Annotated in this window: 19 protein-coding genes; 11 read left to right on the top strand and 8 right to left on the bottom strand. The window is 36.8% G+C overall.

Annotated elements, in window-relative coordinates:
• Positions 1–11 precede the first annotated feature (11 nt).
• The 8 genes from CVT17_RS01275 to ccoG all read right to left on the bottom strand — a co-directional run bounded on the left by CVT17_RS01275 (position 12) and on the right by ccoG (position 8,764).
• On the bottom strand, positions 12–731 hold the full coding sequence (locus tag CVT17_RS01275; RefSeq protein WP_230853304.1) for a tRNA 2-selenouridine synthase: 720 nt from the start codon (positions 729–731) through the stop codon (positions 12–14).
• Positions 732–758: 27 nt separating this feature from the next.
• On the bottom strand, positions 759–986 hold the full coding sequence (locus tag CVT17_RS01270; RefSeq protein ID WP_021090435.1) for a hypothetical protein: 228 nt from the start codon (positions 984–986) through the stop codon (positions 759–761).
• A gap of 17 nt (positions 987–1,003) precedes the next feature.
• Positions 1,004–2,386, bottom strand: a complete 1,383-nt coding sequence (locus CVT17_RS01265; protein WP_103641408.1) for an efflux transporter outer membrane subunit — start codon at positions 2,384–2,386, stop codon at positions 1,004–1,006.
• Complete coding sequence (locus tag CVT17_RS01260; RefSeq protein WP_107858437.1) at positions 2,376–5,501, bottom strand: efflux RND transporter permease subunit; 3,126 nt, start codon at positions 5,499–5,501, stop codon at positions 2,376–2,378. The genes CVT17_RS01265 and CVT17_RS01260 overlap by 11 nt, the downstream gene beginning before the upstream one ends.
• A gap of 10 nt (positions 5,502–5,511) precedes the next feature.
• On the bottom strand, positions 5,512–6,672 hold the full coding sequence (locus CVT17_RS01255; protein WP_103642867.1) for an efflux RND transporter periplasmic adaptor subunit: 1,161 nt from the start codon (positions 6,670–6,672) through the stop codon (positions 5,512–5,514).
• Positions 6,673–6,780: 108 nt separating this feature from the next.
• Positions 6,781–6,999, bottom strand: coding sequence for a hypothetical protein (locus CVT17_RS09300; protein WP_230853303.1), 219 nt, complete (start codon positions 6,997–6,999; stop codon positions 6,781–6,783).
• Positions 6,980–7,408: a TetR/AcrR family transcriptional regulator gene (locus CVT17_RS01250; RefSeq protein WP_230853302.1), complete on the bottom strand. Its 429-nt coding sequence runs from the start codon at positions 7,406–7,408 to the stop codon at positions 6,980–6,982. Before CVT17_RS01250 ends, CVT17_RS09300 begins: the two co-directional genes overlap by 20 nt.
• 30 nt (positions 7,409–7,438) lie before the next feature.
• Positions 7,439–8,764, bottom strand: coding sequence for a cytochrome c oxidase accessory protein CcoG (gene ccoG, locus CVT17_RS01245; RefSeq protein ID WP_107858436.1), 1,326 nt, complete (start codon positions 8,762–8,764; stop codon positions 7,439–7,441).
• A 138-nt stretch (positions 8,765–8,902) separates the two neighbouring features.
• Between ccoG and rpsU the strand changes: the two genes are divergently transcribed.
• The 11 genes from rpsU to CVT17_RS01190 all read left to right on the top strand — a co-directional run bounded on the left by rpsU (position 8,903) and on the right by CVT17_RS01190 (position 19,380).
• Positions 8,903–9,115, top strand: coding sequence for a 30S ribosomal protein S21 (rpsU, locus tag CVT17_RS01240; RefSeq protein ID WP_009294994.1), 213 nt, complete (start codon positions 8,903–8,905; stop codon positions 9,113–9,115).
• Positions 9,116–9,218: 103 nt separating this feature from the next.
• Positions 9,219–9,851 carry a DNA-binding protein gene (locus CVT17_RS01235; protein ID WP_107858435.1) on the top strand — a complete coding sequence of 211 codons (633 nt, stop codon included), beginning with the start codon at positions 9,219–9,221 and terminating at the stop codon, positions 9,849–9,851.
• Positions 9,848–10,465 carry a UPF0323 family lipoprotein gene (locus CVT17_RS01230; protein WP_107858434.1) on the top strand — a complete coding sequence of 206 codons (618 nt, stop codon included), beginning with the start codon at positions 9,848–9,850 and terminating at the stop codon, positions 10,463–10,465. The genes CVT17_RS01235 and CVT17_RS01230 overlap by 4 nt, the downstream gene beginning before the upstream one ends.
• Before the next feature lie 2 nt (positions 10,466–10,467).
• Entirely contained in the window at positions 10,468–11,649 is a 1,182-nt protein-coding gene (locus CVT17_RS01225; protein ID WP_107769822.1) for a glutathionylspermidine synthase family protein, read from the top strand.
• 2 nt (positions 11,650–11,651) lie between these two features.
• Complete coding sequence (locus tag CVT17_RS01220) at positions 11,652–12,587, top strand: D-2-hydroxyacid dehydrogenase (RefSeq protein ID WP_107858433.1); 936 nt, start codon at positions 11,652–11,654, stop codon at positions 12,585–12,587.
• Positions 12,587–13,345, top strand: a complete 759-nt coding sequence (locus tag CVT17_RS01215; protein WP_107858432.1) for a hypothetical protein — start codon at positions 12,587–12,589, stop codon at positions 13,343–13,345. The genes CVT17_RS01220 and CVT17_RS01215 overlap by 1 nt, the downstream gene beginning before the upstream one ends.
• A 16-nt stretch (positions 13,346–13,361) precedes the next feature.
• On the top strand, positions 13,362–13,859 hold the full coding sequence (locus tag CVT17_RS01210) for a YajQ family cyclic di-GMP-binding protein (RefSeq protein WP_107858431.1): 498 nt from the start codon (positions 13,362–13,364) through the stop codon (positions 13,857–13,859).
• A gap of 207 nt (positions 13,860–14,066) precedes the next feature.
• Positions 14,067–14,858 (top strand): DUF2314 domain-containing protein, encoded by a 792-nt coding sequence (locus CVT17_RS01205; protein WP_107858430.1) that lies wholly within the window; start codon positions 14,067–14,069, stop codon positions 14,856–14,858.
• A gap of 31 nt (positions 14,859–14,889) precedes the next feature.
• Positions 14,890–16,209, top strand: a complete 1,320-nt coding sequence (locus CVT17_RS01200) for a hypothetical protein (RefSeq protein ID WP_107858429.1) — start codon at positions 14,890–14,892, stop codon at positions 16,207–16,209.
• 172 nt (positions 16,210–16,381) lie between these two features.
• Complete coding sequence (locus CVT17_RS01195; protein ID WP_107858428.1) at positions 16,382–17,746, top strand: coproporphyrinogen III oxidase family protein; 1,365 nt, start codon at positions 16,382–16,384, stop codon at positions 17,744–17,746.
• Entirely contained in the window at positions 17,746–19,380 is a 1,635-nt protein-coding gene (locus tag CVT17_RS01190; protein ID WP_107858427.1) for a multidrug ABC transporter permease/ATP-binding protein, read from the top strand. The genes CVT17_RS01195 and CVT17_RS01190 overlap by 1 nt, the downstream gene beginning before the upstream one ends.
• The last annotated feature ends 93 nt before the right edge of the window (positions 19,381–19,473 follow it).

Genomic DNA, 19,473 nt, shown 5'->3' with positions numbered 1-19,473 from the left:
TATAAATCCTTTTACTTTTCTACTCTTGTAAATTTGTCATTAATTAATATAAATTTATTACCACCACGTATAAGAATTTGCTCTTCATCTTTAAATCTAATTCCCATTCCTTCATCTCCAAATAAGCCATATCTGGTTTTATAGTATGTATAAGACATTGATAGTTTTATAGGTACTATTTTGTCATTATCATTGACATAAAACATTACTAAAATAGGGAAATTTGGAGATTTATCATAGTTGCTTTCGCCCATAAATTCTTTTATCTTATTTATATAAACTTCTGGTACTTTGGCTTCTTTGCCAGTTTGGTTTTCATAATCTATCCAACGAGTATAATATCTTTTGCCATTTGAGAGGGTTTGAGGGAATTTTTGATTTACCAAGGTCATGTCTACATCATATATCGTTATAAATTTATCACCTTGTTTTATCTTTCTAGGATTAGATCTTATTTTATCACCTAAATTTTTGGCTAGCTCTTCTCTTTCTTTTTCTCTTCTCTCTATCTCATCAACAAATTTTTGATTAAATATATACACTCCACCATATTGTTTAGCTAAGTTTTCTAGTTCAGAGTTACTTATCTTTTTATTTGCTTGATTAGCTGAGCAAGCTATTAAGAATATACTTATTAGAAGTAATATAAATGCGGTAAATTTCATAAATAAATTTTTAAAATAAACAATCAAAAATCTAAGAATTTCACATAATGAAGCCAAGAAGTTCATCTAAGGATTTTATCCTTAGATGAAAGATTAAGATTTTTTGATCGCTCTAATAGGAATAACAAATATTGCTGCGATCACATAAAAGGCGATACAAAAAACAGCCGCCATCATAAATATCTCACCGATATCATAAAAGCTTGACTCAAGCCTAAATGTATCAACGTAATTTATCGCAAACCATAATGCTACGCCAAGAGCGATAGCAAAAACAAAAAATCCCCAAGAAAACAAGAAATTTAATATCTTAGTTCCCAATTTCTCTCCTTTTTTAATTATTTTTCTAACTTAAAACCGCCACCAAAAGCTCTATAAACTTCAACTGCGCTATCAACCTCATCAAGCTTAGCTGAGACATCTTGTAATTTTGCTTGAAGCAAATTTCTCTGCGCATCAAGAAGCTCTAAATGTCCAATATAGCCAGCATCATATTGCTCTTTAGCAAGCGAGTAAATTCTTTGTTGGGATTTTAGCAAATTTTTCACTTGTTCCAAAGAAATTTTTGCATTTTGCCTTGAAACAAGTGCATCTCTTACTTCACCAAGAGCCGATTTTACCGCTGCTTCATAATTAACAGCGGCAATTTGTTCATTTGTTTTAGCCACTGCTACATTATTTTTTGTCCTACCAAAATCAAAAATTTTCTGAGCTAAAGAGCCCCCTATGCTCCATGTATTGGCATTTCCAACAAAGATATTTTCAAAATCAATACTTGAAAAGCCAAAAAGTCCAGTCAGTGAAATACTTGGAAAATACTCAGCCCTTGCAACACCAACAAGAGCATTTGTAGATTTTAGATCAGCCAGTGCCTTTGCCACGTCGCTTCTTCTTAGCAAAATTTCAGAGCTAATGCCAGCACTTATCTCTGGAGAAGCTGGTAAATTTTGTGAGCTAGCAATAGCTCCACCTAAAATTTCATTATTACTTTTACCAGTCAAGATAGCTAGTGAGGTGATAGCTTTTGACTTTGCATTTAATATAGAAGTAAGATTGGTCTTAGCGCTTTCTACTGCTGCCTTGCTTTGCAAATAAGTCATCTCATTTATGCTTCCAAGATCAAGCTGTGTTTTGCGAAGCACTAGCGTGTCTTCATAGGTTTTTAAAGTCTCTCTTAGCACAGCTTCTTGCATATTTAATGAAACTAACGCAAAGTAGCTTTTTGCAACACTTGAGCTGATACTTAGTCTCGCGCTATCGTAGTCAAATTTGGTTGCATTTAGGCTTTCTTCGGCCGCTGCTACATTATTTCTTACTCTACCCCAAAGATCAATCTCATAGTTTAATCCTAAATTTATATCTGATTTTCTATAACGAGTTTGTGGTTGTTTAGTATATGTTTCGCCGCTACTTTTTGCTTTTTCGTAGCCTATATTTAAATTTATACCAGGAAGCAAATCCGCCTCAGCTACGCCAAGGCTTGCTTTTGCTTTCTCTAAATTTAAATAAGCAACACGTAAATTTGTATTTTTCTCAAGTGTATTTTCTACTAGAGAATTTAAATTTTCATCGTTAAATTCTCTCCACCAAAGATCCCTTATATCGCTTGTCTCATAAGTGTAAGTAGATGTGAAATTTGTATCTACATTTGGCATATCTGGACGAAATGAGCAACCAGCTAAAAACGCCGCCGTTATAAGTATAAACGCCTTATTTCTCATCTTTTTTTGCTCCCTTTTTCCAGTACTTCTCATTTAAATTTTCAAGCAAATAATAAAACATTGGTACAAAAAATATCGCTATCGTCGTAGAAGCGATCATACCGCCAACCACGCCAGTTCCAAGTGAGTGACGAGATGCAGCGCCTGCGCCTGTACTTATAACCATCGGGAAGACGCCTAGAGTAAATGCGATTGATGTCATTACAATTGGTCTAAAGCGAAGTCTAGCTGCATTTATCGCTGAGTCAAAGATACTCTTTCCGCTATCACGCTCTTGCATTGCAAATTCTACGATTAAAATGGCGTTTTTAGCCGCCAGACCAATAAGCAACAAGAGTCCGATCTCAAAGTAGATGTCGTTTGTTAGTCCTCTTATCCAGACTGCTAGCAATGAGCCAAATACCGCAAATGGTACGGCTGTGATAACCGCAAGTGGAATGAGCCATCTCTCGTACTGAGCAGCAAGGATCAAAAAGACAAAGATCATACCAAAGATAAAGGCGACTGTGCCAGTTCCCTGAGAATTTACCTCTTGATACGCCGTTCCCGCCCAGCTTATAGCGTAGTCCTCGCTGCTTAGCGTGTCATTTACGACCTCTTGGATCGCTCTGATCGCATCACCTGATGTGTAGCCAGGTTTTGGATCGCCCATGATCTTAGCTGATGGAAAGAGGTTAAATCTATCAACGATATCAGGTCCGATCGTTCTTGTAAGTGTTGCTACTGAATTTAGTGGCACCATGCCGCCATCATATGAGCGGACGAAAATTTTTCTTAGATCCTCAGGATTATTTCTAAAACTTTCCTCAGCTCTTGCATATACTCGGTAAGATTTACCAGCAAGATTGAAGTCATTTATATAGTAAGAGCCAAAAGTAGCTGCTACCGTGCTAAAAATTTCGCTCTCACTTACGCCAAATAATTTAGCTTTTTCTTTATCAACTGTTATCTTAAACTGACGATAATTTGTCTCAAGCGTGGTTCTCACATTTGTTAGTTCAGGCCTTGCATTGGCTATTGCTGATACTTTTCTAGCGTCTGCTTCTATCTCGTTGTAACTCTTGCCGCTTTTATTTTGTAGATACATCTCAAAGCCACCAGTCATTGAAAGACCCATGATAGGTGGTAAATTTACAACGAATGTCATTGAGTTTTTTGAGCCCCAAAGCATACCATTAAACTGTCCAGCTAATGTATCAGCTCCATTGTTAGCGCCTTTTCTCTCACTCCAATCTTTTAGCTTTATAAAGCTAACGGCTGAATTTTCCCTAAGCGAGCTAGCTAGTATGTCATAACCTGCAAAAGCCATAGTGAACTCAACATTTGGATTGCTTAAAATGGCGTTGCTAATCGAGACTACTTCTTCTTTTGTCTTTAGCATATTTGTTGAAGGCGGAAGTGAGGTGATAACCATTAAAGCACCCTTGTCTTCTGAAGGCACAAGTCCTTTTGGCACAGCATCAAATAGCTTATAAGTGGCAAATCCTAAAATACCAATTACAATAAAGCTAATAATAATATGCCTTAAAATTTTAGCCACTCCAGCCGTAAAGAGTCTGGTGCTAAAGTCAAAGAAGTCGTTAAATTTCTGAACTATCCAAAATGGCTTACTCTCTTGTTTCTTAAGCATAACCGCACAAAGCGCTGGCGTAAGAGTGAGAGCAACAAAGCCTGAGATACAAACAGAAACAACAAGCGTTAGAGCAAACTGCTTTTGTATGACGCCAACAAAGCCTTCCATAAATGAAACTGGCACGAAAACTGCGCAAAGCACGAGTACGATAGAGATAACTGGAGTTTGCACCTCCTCCATTGCCTTAAACGTCGCGTCTTTTACGCTTATCTCTTTATCTTCATGTAAAATTCTCTCGACATTTTCTATGACAATAATAGCGTCATCTACGACGATACCGATGGCTAGGATCAGAGCAAAAAGTGTGATCAAATTTATACTAAAACCCATAATATAAAGTCCGCCAAATGTACCTATGATAGATACTGGCACGGCAAGCATCGGAATGATAGTTGCACGAAAACTTTTTAGGAAAAAGTACATTACGATTAAGACAAGTATCATCGCTTCAATGAAAGTTTTTATAACCTCATCAATTGAAACATCTATAAATTCTGTTGGATTGTAAGCTATGGTGTGCTCTAGGCCAACAGGATAAGTTTTCTTTAGCTCGTTAAGCTTTTCTTTTACAGCATTTGCGGTAGCAAGAGCATTCGCATCGTTTTGTAAAAATAGCAAAAGAGGAATAGCTGGTTTGCCGTTTAACATCGCATCGTTAGCATAGCTAGCTGCTCCAAGCTCTATGGTAGCTACATCTTTTAGCTTCAACACTGATCCATCGGAACTTTTAATTATTATATCGCCAAACTGAGCTGCATTTTTAAGACGTCCATCGGTACGAACAGAATAAACATAAGGATTACCACCATCCGATGGCTGTTCGCCTATCTTGCCAGCAGCGTATTGTGAGTTTTGAATTTTTACTTGAGAAATGACGTCGCTTGGAGTTAGTTTAAAATGAGCTAGTCTATCTGGCTTTAGCCAAATTCTCATAGAATACTCTTTAGTACCTATCAATACTGTATCACCGATACCACTAACCCTTTTTATCTCATCAGCAATATTTAAATTTACATAGTTATATAGTTCGATCAAATCCATATTTGGATTTGTAAAGCCAACAACTTGAAGGATCGAGCCGCTTCTTTCACGCACCGTTACACCCATATTTTGCACTTCTTGAGGTAATCTTGAAAGAGCTGCTTGCACGCGGTTATTTACGTCGATCGTAGCTTGTTTTGACGATGAGCCGATCTTAAAATATACGCTTATATTCATAGTACCTGCTGAGCTTGAGGTACTTTGCATATATAGCATATTTTCAACGCCATTTATCTGATCTTCTATCGCACTTGCGACTGAGTCGGCGATAGTCTGCGCATCAGCACCGCTATATGTCGCACTTACAGAGACAGTAGGCGGTGTAAGACTTGGATACTCCTCTATAGGAAGCCCTTTGATACCCATAAAACCCGCTATAACTATGATGATAGATATAACAGTCGCAAATATCGGGCGGTTTATGAAAAATTTTGAAAACATCTATCTGCCTTTACTTGCTACTTGTAGCGTTTGCATCTTTGCCGTTTATAAATTCCGCACTTAGGTCTTTATCAGTTTCAACTGGTGCACCAACTCCGATTTTAAGGAAGTTATTAACGATTATCTTATCTCCCTCTTCAAGACCTTCAGTGACTGCTACCATATTTTTTGTTTGATATCCTATTTTTACATTTTTTTGGCTTACTTTGCCATCTTTTACGACTAAAACATAAGAGTTTGTAGCGCTTTGTTGAAGGGCAACTTGTGGGATGTTAAAGGCATTTTTTTGAACAAAGCCACTCATCTTTATATGACCAAACGCACCTGGTAAAATTTTACCCTCATTGTTATCAAAGCTAGCCTTTGCTAAAACGCTGCCAGTCGCGGTATTTACGACACTATCTATAAAATTTACTTTACCATTAAAATTTTCGCCATTGACACTTAACACAGCGTCACTATTTAGCTGTTGCCATGAGCCGTTATCCAAATTTGTCTTTCTAGTTAGATTATCCACATCGGCAATATAAAATTCTGCTTCAATAGGATTTATTTTTGTAAGTCTTACGAGCTTTGTTTGGTTTGCTATGACAAGCGAGCCAATATCTACTTGATTATCACCCACTACGCCGTCAAATGGCGCTGTGATAGTCGTGTAGCCAAGATCTATTTTTGCATTTTTTAAATTTGCTTTTGCGCTTACTAAATTCGCATTTGCAATGTCATAGGCTGCAACTGCTGCGTCGTAGTCTTTTTGAGAGACTGCATTTTTCTTATAAAGGGCAGAAATTCTTTTAAACTCTGTCTCGGCATTTTTCAAATTTGCATTTGCAACGCCAACAGAGGCATCAAGCGAGTCAAAGCTAGCTTGATATTTTTCTGGATCTATCAAAAATAACTTATCACCTGCTTTTACTTTGCTTCCCGGCTTAAAAAACTGCTTTATGATAGTTCCGCCAACTTTTGGATAGATAATAACATCTTGACTACTTGCAACCGTTGCAGTGTAATCAAAACTAATAGGTATGTCTGTTTTTTGTGCGGTAAAAATATCCACATGAGATAGCGGCATCTGGCGACCTGCTGCCGCTTTATTCTCTTTATTTTCAAAACAACCACTTAGAAATAAAACTGCAACCGAAAGCACAAGAGCACTTTTAAAATTTGCCATAAAAACCTCTCTTAATTTTAAATTTTAATATCATATTTAGTTTTTGTAATAATTGTTACAAAAATTTAAAGTTCTCGATTCTATTAGAAAACAAATAAAAAGTCAATTTTATTTTTTACTAATTCCATTCAAAAACAACTCAACACATAAGCCAACATGCTTTTTACGCTCTCTTTCACTAAGCTTTGGTTCTTCATTTATCAAAAGCGAATCGTAGTAATAAGCCCCAATCACACTTTGTATAAAGTACTTTGCAGCAAATTTGGCTGAAAATTTTGAATCAAGCTTGGCTTTTACCTCATCTCTTTCAAAGAAATTTATAAGCACAAGATCGATTTTTTTTTAAAATTTGATCCAAAAACGTCTTACCAAGTTTGCCACCATTTTTAGAACCCTCACTCATCATTATCCTACCAAGAGAGATATGCCTTTTGCTGCAAGTAATAGAAAATATTATGGTTGCAAATTTGGTTAAAAATTCCTCCAAGCTGTGAGAAATTTTAAGATCTATTTTCTCATCGATCTCTTTTATAAGGCTATCTATCTCTTGCTCAACGATCGCCTCAAAAAGCCCCTCTTTGTTCTCAAAAAACGTGTAAATACTAGAAAGCGATCCGCCACTTATCGCTACGATGTCACTTAAGCTTGTCTTTTCGTATCCTTTTTCTAAAAATAGCTCAAGTGCTGTTTTTACGATAAGTTCGTATCTTTTTTTACCCTTTTCTGAGATCGCCATCTTGCTTCCTGTTAAATTTTTGCCATTTTATCATCTTTTAGGATAGATAAAAGTACTTTGCCTTTGCACGCTGATAGCTGGCTCGTCAGTGGCATAGGCTTTTATATTTATATGTTTTAAAAGATCTTTATCGCTTAAATTTTCATTTTTTGATTTTAATGTGACGATTACTCGTTGTTTTGCGCCAGCTTTTAATATAAATGGCTTATTTGGACGAGAAATTTCTATATTCTTATCATCTACTTCAAAGTAAAAGGTATGCTCTTTATTTTGTGTGTTTTGCACCAAAAATACGTAAGAATTTTCGACTTCATTTTCACCTAAAATTTTATAAAGCTCGCTTGTTCTATTTATGTTTAAAAGCATACTTTCTTTTTTGCCACTCATCAATACCCCAGCTGTCAAAACAATGCCCAAAATGACAAGATAAGCAACCGTTCTAAAGCGTAAAATTTTGACTCTTTTTTGCTCTTTTATAGAGTTTATACTTCTCCACTCAATAAGCGAGCTTTCATCAAAATGCTTCATCACTTTAGCGCAAGCATCGCTACACTCTAGACAATTTATACATTCAAGCTGCATGCCTTTTCTTATATCAATGTGCGTTGGGCATATCCTCACGCATGCCTCGCAGCCAGTACATAGCGCGCCCTCTTCTTTTGGCTTTTTAAATTTCTCTTTTCCGTTATAGATTACGCCGCCTCTTTTTTGATTGTAAATAACTTGGATCGTATCGTTATCAAACATCACTGATTGCACCCTAGCGTAAGGACAGACATAAATGCAAAAATTTTCTTTTAAAATGATGACATCATAAACTAACCAAATAGCTATAACAAGCCAAAATGCAAGCAAAACTCCATGTTCACTTGGCTCTTTTAAATAAGCAAAAAAATCAAGCGGTGGCACAAAATACCATAAAAAATTTGCCGAAATAACAAGAGCTAAAATACACCAAATTCCAACTGCTAAAGCACGCTTTAAAATTTGTCCTTTTGGCTCATTTTGCTTATTTTGGATATTTTTTCTGATCTTTAAAATTTTAGTTTGCAAAAGGTCACGAAATATCGTTCTAAAAATAGTTTGCGGACAGCTCCAACCGCACCAAACGCGCCCTGCAAGTGTCGTTAGAAAAAATATGCTTAAGAACAAAATAATAAATAAAAATGGCAACAAATAAAGCTCTTGCATATCAAATTTTGCAAAAAAGAGATCAACTCTACTTTTATCAAAACTTAGCAAAAATAGCTGCGCATCATTTATCCTGATAAATGGCAAAATAAAGACAAATAGCGTAATACAGGCGAAAAAAATGTAACGCCTCTTGGCGTAACTAAGATGAAACTCCTTTGACATAATAAGCCTTTTTTGAAATTTTATGATTATAAAGCTTATGGCATTAAAAGAGTTTTAAAAAAAAATAGTTAAAAGCTTAAATTTATGAAAATTAAACTATACTCACGGCTTATTTTAATCTGAAAGGTGGTGAGGACGTTGCCTGGTATTAAGGTACATCCTAACGAGTCATTTGACGAGGGTTATAGAAAGTTTAAAAAACAAACTGACCGTAACTTAGTAGTAACTGAAGCAAGAGCTAGACGCTTCTTTGAGCCTAAAACTGAGATCCGCAAGAAACAAAAAATTGCAGCTCGCAAGAAAATGCTTAAACGTCTTTATATGCTTAGACGCTACGAGTCAAGACTCTAAAACCAAGACAAAGAGGGCTTTGCTCTCTTTGTTTAACTCTTCTTTTAGCCTTATTTTTTTATAATCAAAGCAATTTTTTTATTTTATTTTAAACGGAAATTAGATGCAAAAGCTAGCTATAAACGAAGCTGCAGAAATTTTAGGCATAACAAAAGAAGCAGTCTATAATAGAATCCGCCGTGGTTCGATAAATACAGTCATTGAAAATGGCATAAAATTTGTCATCCTTGATGAGAAACCAAGTAGCGAAAAAGCCACAAAATCCGCTCCAAAAAGCACAAAAACTAAATCCCAAAATGATGAGTTTATAAATTATTTGCTAAATGAGTTAAGCGAGCTAAAGAGCTTAAATTTAAACTTACAGGCTGATAAAGATAGGCTTTTTAAAGAAAAAGAGCAGATGCTAATCGAGCGAAAAAATGAAATTTTGCAAATTTATAAAGATAGAGATGAAAAGCTCATGCAGTTTCTAAATGCCATGCAAAGGCCACTTTTAGCACAAAAAAATGACGATATGGCAAAGAATGAAGCGATAGAGGCCGAGATAGAAAATGAGTCAAAATGGATAAATTTAAGTGAATTTTTAAAGGAGCTAAATCTAAAGCCAAAGGCAACGAAAAAAGCCAGTGAAAAGATAATAAAAGCGATACACCACTCAAAATTTATAAAATTTAAACGAGGTGTGATACTTGTTAGAAGACATAAAAATTTAAAAGAGTTGATAGGAGAGATATGAAACACATTAAAAAGATAGCTACTTATGCTGCGGTAGGCGGATTTGGTGCGATCGTTATGGCTGGCCTTGCTGGTTGTGGCAATAACAATGGCGGTGATGAAAACGCACTAAACGAAGTTGCGCAAAAAAACGGCGCCTTTGTTATCATCGAAGAGAGTGCACCTGGAGTTTATAAAATTTTAGAAGAGTATCCAAGTACTGAAACTAGAGTTGTGTTAAAAGATATAAACGGCACTGAGCGTGTGCTAAGTAAAGACGAGATCGATAAACTCCTAGCTCAAGCAAACGCAAATATTGACAATGGCACTTCAAATTTAACAAAAACGAGTGACGCACAGCTAAGCAGTGGCGGTCTAAGCCTTGGCGAGACGATCCTTGCTTCAGCAGCTGGTGCGATACTTGGTAGCTGGATAGGCAGTAAGCTTTTTGGAAATCAAAATTTCCAAGCTACTCGTCAAAATTCTTACAAAAATCCAAGTGCATACACAAGAAGCGTTGATAGCTTTAATAAGCAAAAAGCAGCAAATTCTGCTGCAAGAAGCAGTGGCGGCAAGAGTGGATTTTTTGGTGGTAGCTCAAAATCAAGCTCTAGCTCATCAAGCTTTGGAGGCTAAAAATGATAAATTTAAGAAAAATCACTCCGTTAAATAACGAATTTATGGAAAAAATCGGCTTTGCGTGGCATACAGATAATGATAACAGCTCATATATCGCAGATGAGATCGTACAGGTAAAAGCAAGTGAAGCGGACGCTTACTACGAAGCGGCAAATGAGCTATACGATATGTATGTAAATGCCGCTCAACACGTCATTGACAACAACCTTTTCCACGAGATAGGCATACCGTTTAATCTCGTTGATAGTATAAAAAAAAGCTGGGAAAACGACGTTCACTGGCACCTTTATGGCAGATTTGATCTTGCAGGCGGACTTGATGGTAAGCCGATAAAACTGATCGAATTTAACGCAGACACGCCAACGGCAGTCTTTGAGACAGCGATCATTCAGTGGGCGATGCTAAAACTAAATCATATGGATGAAGCAGAGCAATTTAATAACCTTTACGAAGCTCTAAAGCAAAATTTTAAACGCCTTATTACGCTTGGCGATGATAATGTAAATTTTGAGGATGTTTACGAGGGTTGGGGGATACTCTTTAGCTCTATCGCTGGTAGTATTGAGGATGAGCAAACCGTGAAATTGCTGCAATACATCGCAAAAGAGGCTGGCTTTAAGACAGACTTTGCTTACGTTGACGAGGTCGTTTTTGACGATAACGAAGGCATTTTTAAAGGTGATGAGAATTTCGAGTACTGGTTTAAACTCGTACCTTGGGAGAGCATAGCGATCGATGAAGGCGAGCTAGCACTTATACTTTCAAATATCATCAAAAACCAAAAAGCCATCATCATAAATCCCGCCTACACGCTACTTTTCCAAAGCAAGGGAATTTTAAAAATTCTTTGGGATCTTTATCCAAATCATCCACTCTTGCTAGAAACCTCAAACGAGCCGCTAAAGGGCAAAAAATATGTGAAAAAGCCGGTATTTGGTAGAGAAGGCGCAAATGTCTCGATACACGATGAAAACGGCGCACAAATAGCAAGTAATGACGGTGAATACGACTCAAATAAAGCTATCTATCAAGAATTTTACGAGTTTAATCAAGATGAAAGAGGTGATAACTACCAAGCTGGCGTATTTTACGCTTATGAGGCGTGCGCGCTTGGATATAGAAAGGGCGGCAAAATTTTAGATAACTACTCTAAATTTGTAGGACATTTCATTAAGGACTAAAGATGAAGATCGTTTGTTTGGACGCGGCCACGCTGGGAGAGAACGTAGATCTTAGTGTTTTTAAGAAATTTGGCGAGTTTATTAGCTATCAAAAAACTAAAAGTGAAGAGGTCGTGCCTCGTCTAAAGGGCGTTGATGTGGTCATTACAAACAAGGTCATCATCGATAAAGTTGTGATGGATGCGCTAAATTTAAAGCTTATCTGCATAAGCGCAACTGGGATGAATAATGTCGATCTAGAGCATGCAAAAGTTAAAAATATAGCTGTTAAAAACGTTGCTGGCTACTCAACCGCAAGCGTAGTGCAGCATACTTTTGCCATGCTTTTTGAGCTAACAAATCACATCAAATTTTATGATCGCTACGTAAAAAGTGGCGAGTGGGTGAAGAGCGAAATTTTCACCTATCTTGGTGCAGATATCAGCGAGATCGCTGGCAAAGAATTTGGCATCATCGGACTTGGCGAGATAGGACGCGGCGTGGCGGCAGTAGCACGTGCATTTGGCGCAAATGTGAGCTACTACTCGACAAGCGGAGCAAATAACAATATTGAGTTTGCGCAAAAAAACTTAGATGAGCTACTAAGAAGTAGTGACATCATCAGTATCCACGCACCACTAAATGAAAAGACTAGAAATTTACTAGGCGCAAACGAGATAAATTTGCTAAAAGATGATGCAATAGTGCTAAATTTAGGACGTGGCGGCATAGTGGATGAAGCGGCGATGGCAAGGGCGATAGATGAGAGAAATTTACGCTTTGGTACCGACGTTTTAGAAAGCGAACCGATGAGCGAAAATAGCCCATTTTTAAATGTAAAAAACAAAGAAAATCTACTAATCACGCCACACGTGGCATGGGGCAGCTTGGAGGCTAGAAAGACGCTCATCACAAAGATCGTCGCAAACATCGAAAATTTCATCAATGAGAGCAGATAATGGGCTATGATATAAGCTATCACGCCATTAGCGAAGATGAAATTTCAAAGTGGTATTTTGAGGCACTTGAGCTTGCAAGGGCTGGTAAATTTGAAGAGGTTTTAGCGCTTGCTAGCAAGGCTGGCGTAGAGGAATTTTACGCGCAAAAGTACAAAGATACGCTAAGCGCCGCGCTGCAATATAAAGACGATGAAATTTTTAACAAAACTCACGGCTTTTGTATAGCTGTCACGCAAGGATTTTTTAGAAAATATTTCTACACTCGCGGCACAGCGTTAAGCTCTTTGGCCCGGCAAAATGAGAGATTTAAAAACTACATCAGCAACTGGCGAGAAATTTTACCAAGTGAGTTTTTGGATAAATTTAGTGGCGAAATTTATAATGAGATCACCGAAAACTACTGTTGTGGCGCTTATGTGAGTGCTAAAAACGTAGCTAAACTAAAGGCTGACTATGAAGCAGGTGGCGAGATAAAAGAAGCGATTGATGGCTTTTACGCGCAAAATTTACCTGCATTTTTAGATACTCTAAACTACGCATGCGAGCTAGAAATAGGCCTGCTTGAGGCTACTGAGGTCGTGGAGCCAAATCCACTTGATCTAAACAAATCAAGCTCATATTCAAACCTCTTTAACTGCGATCCAAAGGGCGCTATCATCTACGCACAGACCGCGATGCAGCAGATTGGCGAGACGATAAAGCAAGAAGAGACTGGCAAAAAGTCACTTTTTGAGAAGATCAAAGGGCTATTTAAATAAATTTGAAAGGATAAAAATGGCAACTGAGCATAGTTTTGATATAAGTGCCGAGGTCGATATGATGGAGGTTAAAAACGCTCTTGAGACGGCAAAAAAAGAGATCGCGGCTAGGTATGATTTTAAAGGGCTTGCAGCTGAAGTCGAGCTAAATGAAAAAGAGAAATTTATCACGCTTCTTAGCTCAAGTGATAATAAGATCGACGCACTAAAAGACATCGTGATCTCAAAGCTCATCAAGCGCAACATCCCACCAGTTGCGATCACGGAGACAAAAAGGGAGCCAGCGAGTGGTGGAAATTTAAAGGCAATGCTAAAGCTAAACGACACACTTGATGGTGAAAACTCAAAAAAGATCACCAAAGCGATCAAAGACTCAAAGATCAAAGTGAGCGCACAGATCAGGGGCGAAGAGATCAGAGTGACAAGCAAAAGTATAGATGACTTACAGGAGTGTATAAAGCTAGTGAGGGGGTTAAATTTAGAACTCCCAATAAGCTTTAAAAATCTAAAATAACGCACTTTTTCGCTTTATTATGCGTCGTTGATTCAAATTTTTGCTCGGTCATTACCCACTCGGTAACTCCCGTTGCAAAAATTTAAATCGCCTAGCCTAATTTTGCGAAACTGCCACTAGATTTTTCATTTAAAATTTAGCTATTCAACCTAAATTTGGCAGTTTTTTGCAAATTTACAATTAAATTTATTTTACTAAGGACAAAAAATGAGCTTTTTTAAGAAAATTCTCGGTAAACAAATCGATCTTGGCAAGCAAATGCCGATCTATTTTGTAAGTAGCGACGAAGACTACATGCAGCGCGCATTTGAGCAAGCTCGTGAGAGCTTTAGATATTTTTGGCGTGAGGTTTACTGGGAGCGCCGCAGGATCGTACCTATGCTTGACTATGCAATGGTAAAAATTTGCTTCTTAGATGTCATAAATGGCGAAGAAGTCGGTGAACACATGTGGATAGACGATGTGGAATTTGACGGCGAAACGATATATGGCACACTCGTAAACGAGCCTGACGCCGTGCAAAACGTGAAAGTAGGCGATCAAGTAACCGCGAAGATAGATGAGATGAGCGACTGGCTATTTGCGATAGATGGACGCGCATACGGCGGATTTAGCGTGCAGGCGATGCGCTCACGAATGCAGAAGAAAGAGCTAAAAGAGCACGATAAAGCGTGGGGGCTTGATTTTGGCGATTTTAACGATATTTTGGTAGTTTTCGAGCAAAAAGAGCATCCAGAAAATTTGATAGAGCATCCAATGAGCAAAAATACACATGAACAGGTGGAGCAGTATATAAAAGAGCATCCAAGTATGGTCACGGACGCCGATGAATTTGGCTATACGCAGCTTCACCACGAGGCGATCGCTGGAAATTTAAATCTTGTAAATCTTTTGCTAGAAAACGGCGCTAATAAAAATGCTCGTACAAAAAGTGGCAAAACGGCGGCTGATTTTGCTGAGAATTTAGGCTGGAGCGAAATCGCAAAGGTGCTTAAATAGCAAGTTTTTTATAAATTTTTAGGATTTAAATTTGAGTTATCAAGATATTTTAAATAAAAAAGATGAGAGTATTAAAAACTCTATAAACTTTATAAATTTCATTAAGACAAAGTTTTCAAATGCTCACATAGCAAGCAGTAAACAAGGTAAACTCATAGCTCTTTTAAATGAAGAATATGAGTCTTATCTTGAGCTAAATAGAACAAATTTTATTGAAATTTTAAAAAAACTTAACGAATTAAAAAAGCAAATTTGTTTTATGATTTTGGATATAAAAGATGAGATTATAAAAGATTTCGATGAGAAAAACTATGAAATTTATATAGATGCGAGCTGCAAGGAACCAGAATATCTTGAAAAAATTAAAAATTATTTACTAAATAACACTTATTTTGAGAGTAGACTTAGCGAATATTCGGCAAATTTAAAGACTAATTTTATAAAAAATTGCGTGGCAAATTTCTTTAAATATTCAAATTTTATCGTGCCAATCGCTAGTATCTTTTGCTACTTTTTATATTTTGGCTTTGAAGTAAAATATTTCCCGATTTTAGACAGCTCAGAGATGATATTTACAGGTATTTTGCTATTTTGTGCGACTGCATTTATCACGGTTTTTGAGATCGGTATCTTAGTTTTCGTCTCGAACCTTTATCAAAATGATAATAAAAAATACAAATTTAAAAAGCCAAAATTTCTCTTTTTCTATAGCTCAAATTTCATATATTTTTTGACATCCATATCATTTTTCATTTTTGCTTTTATAGCTCATAGGCTTTCTTGTAATTTGCTAATGATACTATCGCTATTTCCACTCTCTTATATCTGTGTAAATTTAGCGGTTTTCTTTAAGGATAGATCAAATTTTGTTATATATTTCTTGACTATTATAATGCTTATTTTATTTATCGCATCGATTGTTATTTCAAATAGCATTAGTGGATTTTTGGCACTTTGGATATTATTTTGCTCTTTTATGCTCTCATTCATTCTTGGAATAGCTAGCATAAAAGAGACGAAAGATTTTACTATTATTTTTTATTCGGCGCTCATTTTCATGATCATTTCAAATTCTCTTTTATTTATAAAATACACAGCAAAAACACTTGCTATAGGAAATATTGATTATAAATTTTTGCTTATTGACAAAAGCGCTTTAAAAGCTTTGCCAAGCTCGTTTTGCGAGGCAAAAGGTAAAGGTCAAACTTCTTGCGAGATAGATGAAAAGGCAGTTAAAATTTATAATGTAAAGTCGCTTTGTAATATTGGTAAATTTTATTATCTGCAGACGAAAGATGGAATAAAATTTGAGCTTGATGCAAGCAAAATTATCTCAAGAGCCAAGGAGTAATTTCCTTAAGCTTTGGGACTAAAATTTGATCGATACGTGAAATTTACAAATTTAAAATAGGCCAAATTTATCTAGCTAAGCTAAAAATTTCTTTAGCACAAGGCTAAATTTATTAAAAGTTAGCTATCCTAACACATAAATTTAAAACCAAACTTATTTAAGGTGATTAGTTATGATATTTAAAAATATTGTCGAGAATTTTGCCGTAAATTACGCTCATAATTCTATTCAAAGATCACTATATAATGAATTTAATATAGACATTTTAACCACAACCTACACCAAAACTCCAAAAAAAGACAAAAAGTATATGCTCTACGCACATGTGCCATTTTGTCACACATTCTGTCCATATTGCTCGTTTCATAAGTACCACTATGAGCAAGAGCTCGCAAAAGTTTACTTTGAAAATTTACGTGAGGAGATGAGGCAGGTTAAAGAGGCTGGATTTGACTTTGATTCACTTTATGTTGGCGGTGGCACGACGCTTATAAATGAGCCAGAGCTTGAGAAGACACTTAAGCTTGCAAAAGAGCTTTTTAGTATAGATGAAATTTCAGCAGAAAGCGATCCAAATCACATCTCACCCGAGAGTTTAGCTAGATTTGATGGATTAATTGATCGACTAAGCGTTGGCGTACAAAGCTTTGATGATGAAACGTTAAAAAGAGTTGGCAGATACGAAAAATTCGGCTCAGCCAAGGAGGTAAAAAGAAAGCTTGAGCTTGCTCTTGGTAAGATCCCAGTCATTAGCCTGGATCTCATCTTTAACCTGCCAAATCAAATGAAAGAGCAGCTCATAAACGACATAAATGCTGCAAAATCGATCTCTCCGCAACAAATCACCTTCTATCCACTTATGAAATCAGAGCTAACGAGAGAGAACATCGCTCGCTCGCTTGGCGTCTCAAACATCGATAACGAGCGTGAATTCTATGAGATAATCACTGAAGAATTTAGCAAAAGTAACTACAAACAAAGCAACGCTTGGGCATTTTCAAATGAAAAAAGTGCTGACCTTCGTGACGAATATGTTGGCTCAAATTTAGAGTATCTTGGCGTTGGTAGCGGAGCATTTAGCTTTCTTAACGGTGAGCTTGTAATAAATGCGTTTAATCTACTTGAATACGGCAAAAGGATAAAAAATAGGCAAAGCCCAGTCATCGCAAAATGTGGTTTTAGTAAGAAAGAGCGACTTAAATACATGTTTTTAACAAGGCTTTTTGATGGCGGAGTTGATATTAAAAGATATAACGATGAAAATAGCACAAACATTAACAAGGCCTTATTTATGGAGCTTAGCTTGCTTAAGCTTGTAAATGCAATATATGAAGAAAATGGCATTATTAAGCCGACATTTTTTGGCAAATATATCTGCATCGTGCTTATGCGTGATTTTTACGCTGGTATGGACAAAGTTCGTGCGATATTTAAGGATGACGCTAAGATAAAACGAAGCAAGGTGCTTCGTATAATGAGCGAAAATACTGAACAAAAGTATGAACCAAATATCATTCAGCCACGAGCTGCGATGTAATGCTTGCAAATTTAATTAAAAAAAACATATATCAAATTTCTAAAATAGTGTTATTAACGCTCGTATTTAGCGGACTTGGTGTCTGGACCCTTTCATTTATAAATAATGAGCTTGTAAGTTTAAAAGAATTTGACGCCTTTATAGCGGTTAAATTTATAGTGGTTTTGCTCTTGTTTTTTATAAGCGCCATCGCCGCAAATATATCGCTTACAAATTTTGGGCATAAATTTATCTACGAGCTAAGATATCAAAGCGTAAAGCAAATTTTAGATACGCCAAATAGCGTGATAAACGAGATCGGCAAGGCAAAGATCATAGCTAGTCTAAATAATGACATAAAAACGATCACTTTTGCCTTTATGAGTGCTACTGGCTTCATACAAAGCCTAGTTTTCATCATTTGTGCAAGCTTTTATCTAGCCTACATCGCGCCAAAAGTTTTTATATTTAGTGCCGTTTGGATCGGTGCAACACTCTTTATAAACACGCTTTTGATGAAAAAGATCCACTTTTACTTCAAAGAGTCCAGAACGCAAGATGACGCACTGCAAAAGCACTATGACGACATCGTCGAGGGCCACAGAGAGCTTAGTCTAAATAGAGTAAGAGCGCAAGTCTGCTTTGATGAGCTAAATTTAACAGGTGATAAAAAGCGCCAAAGCATGGTAAAAGCGGACGTATTTCACGCATTAAGTGATAATTTCACAAACGTAATGCTGCTTGGCGCAGTCGGTCTTTGCGTATTTTTATGCGTTGCATTTGGCTGGGCGAGCCTGCAAACAGCGCTTAGCATAAGTCTTACGATACTATTTTTAAGGGGCTCATTTATGAGTATGGTTAGCTCCATACCAGCCGCACTTAGCGCAAAAGTGAGCCTAGAAAAGATCATGAGCTTAAATCTCAATAAATTTAAAGAAGGCTTTAAATTTGATGATAGCCTAAGCGATGAGTGGCAAAGCATCAGGCTAAAAGATATAAATTTTAACTACGAGCAGGGCAAATTTAGCCTAAAAGGGGTAAATTTAGAGATCAAGCGCGGCGAGATAACATTTATCATCGGTAAAAATGGCAGTGGCAAAAGCACGCTTATAAATATTCTCTGTGGCCTTCTTCGCCCAAGCAGTGGCGAAATTTACCTTGATAGCACAAAGATAGATGAGGCAAATTTACAAAGCTATCAGGCAAAGATAAGCGCAATATTTGCTGATTTTTATCTATTTTCACAGACGCTCTCTCGTGATGGCTTTGCCAGCCAAAGCGATATAGAGGAGCTTTTAGTGCTGCTTGAGATCGATAAAAAGGTAAGTGTTGTTGATAATAAACTTAGCACCACGCAGCTCTCAACTGGCCAGCGAAAGCGACTAAGCCTACTAATAGCCATTTTAGAGCGCAGGTCTATCCTTATCCTTGATGAGTGGGCGGCCGATCAAGACCCGCTATTTAAGCGTAAATTTTACAAAGAAATTTTGCCATTTTTGCAAAGCAAGGGCATAAGCGTTATCGCCGTGAGTCACGATGATAACTACTTTGACGTGGCGACTAGGATCATTTTAGTAAAAGATGGCTTTGTGCGTGAGCTAGACGAGAGCGAGCGAATAAGTGCCGCAAAAGATGCAGTTGAGAAGATAAAATAGGAGTAATTTTTACACAAAAGCACAATACTCACCCTACTCTTAAGCCGTTTCAAGCTCAAATAAATTTAAATTTAGTAGAATCTTAAAAATTAA

Source organism: Campylobacter concisus, assembly GCF_003048775.2.
In the GTDB taxonomy this organism is placed as follows: domain Bacteria; phylum Campylobacterota; class Campylobacteria; order Campylobacterales; family Campylobacteraceae; genus Campylobacter_A; species Campylobacter_A concisus_I.
This window is presented reverse-complemented; position numbering and strand designations above follow the sequence as displayed.

Excerpts from the sequence above, each read along its gene's own strand:
- CVT17_RS01215 (WP_107858432.1), top strand. The coding sequence starts at position 12,587 with ATGGGCTATGATATAAGCTATCACGCCATTAGCGAAGATGAAATTTCA.
- CVT17_RS01260 (WP_107858437.1), bottom strand. The coding sequence starts at position 5,501 with ATGTTTTCAAAATTTTTCATAAACCGCCCGATATTTGCGACTGTTATA.
- CVT17_RS01220 (WP_107858433.1), top strand. The coding sequence starts at position 11,652 with ATGAAGATCGTTTGTTTGGACGCGGCCACGCTGGGAGAGAACGTAGAT.
- CVT17_RS01255 (WP_103642867.1), bottom strand. The coding sequence starts at position 6,672 with ATGGCAAATTTTAAAAGTGCTCTTGTGCTTTCGGTTGCAGTTTTATTT.
- CVT17_RS01265 (WP_103641408.1), bottom strand. The coding sequence starts at position 2,386 with ATGAGAAATAAGGCGTTTATACTTATAACGGCGGCGTTTTTAGCTGGT.
- CVT17_RS01275 (WP_230853304.1), bottom strand. The coding sequence starts at position 731 with ATGAACTTCTTGGCTTCATTATGTGAAATTCTTAGATTTTTGATTGTT.
- CVT17_RS01230 (WP_107858434.1), top strand. The coding sequence starts at position 9,848 with ATGAAACACATTAAAAAGATAGCTACTTATGCTGCGGTAGGCGGATTT.
- CVT17_RS01225 (WP_107769822.1), top strand. The coding sequence starts at position 10,468 with ATGATAAATTTAAGAAAAATCACTCCGTTAAATAACGAATTTATGGAA.
- CVT17_RS01210 (WP_107858431.1), top strand. The coding sequence starts at position 13,362 with ATGGCAACTGAGCATAGTTTTGATATAAGTGCCGAGGTCGATATGATG.
- CVT17_RS01235 (WP_107858435.1), top strand. The coding sequence starts at position 9,219 with ATGCAAAAGCTAGCTATAAACGAAGCTGCAGAAATTTTAGGCATAACA.
- CVT17_RS01195 (WP_107858428.1), top strand. The coding sequence starts at position 16,382 with ATGATATTTAAAAATATTGTCGAGAATTTTGCCGTAAATTACGCTCAT.
- ccoG (WP_107858436.1), bottom strand. The coding sequence starts at position 8,764 with ATGTCAAAGGAGTTTCATCTTAGTTACGCCAAGAGGCGTTACATTTTT.
- CVT17_RS01205 (WP_107858430.1), top strand. The coding sequence starts at position 14,067 with ATGAGCTTTTTTAAGAAAATTCTCGGTAAACAAATCGATCTTGGCAAG.
- CVT17_RS01190 (WP_107858427.1), top strand. The coding sequence starts at position 17,746 with ATGCTTGCAAATTTAATTAAAAAAAACATATATCAAATTTCTAAAATA.
- CVT17_RS01250 (WP_230853302.1), bottom strand. The coding sequence starts at position 7,408 with ATGGCGATCTCAGAAAAGGGTAAAAAAAGATACGAACTTATCGTAAAA.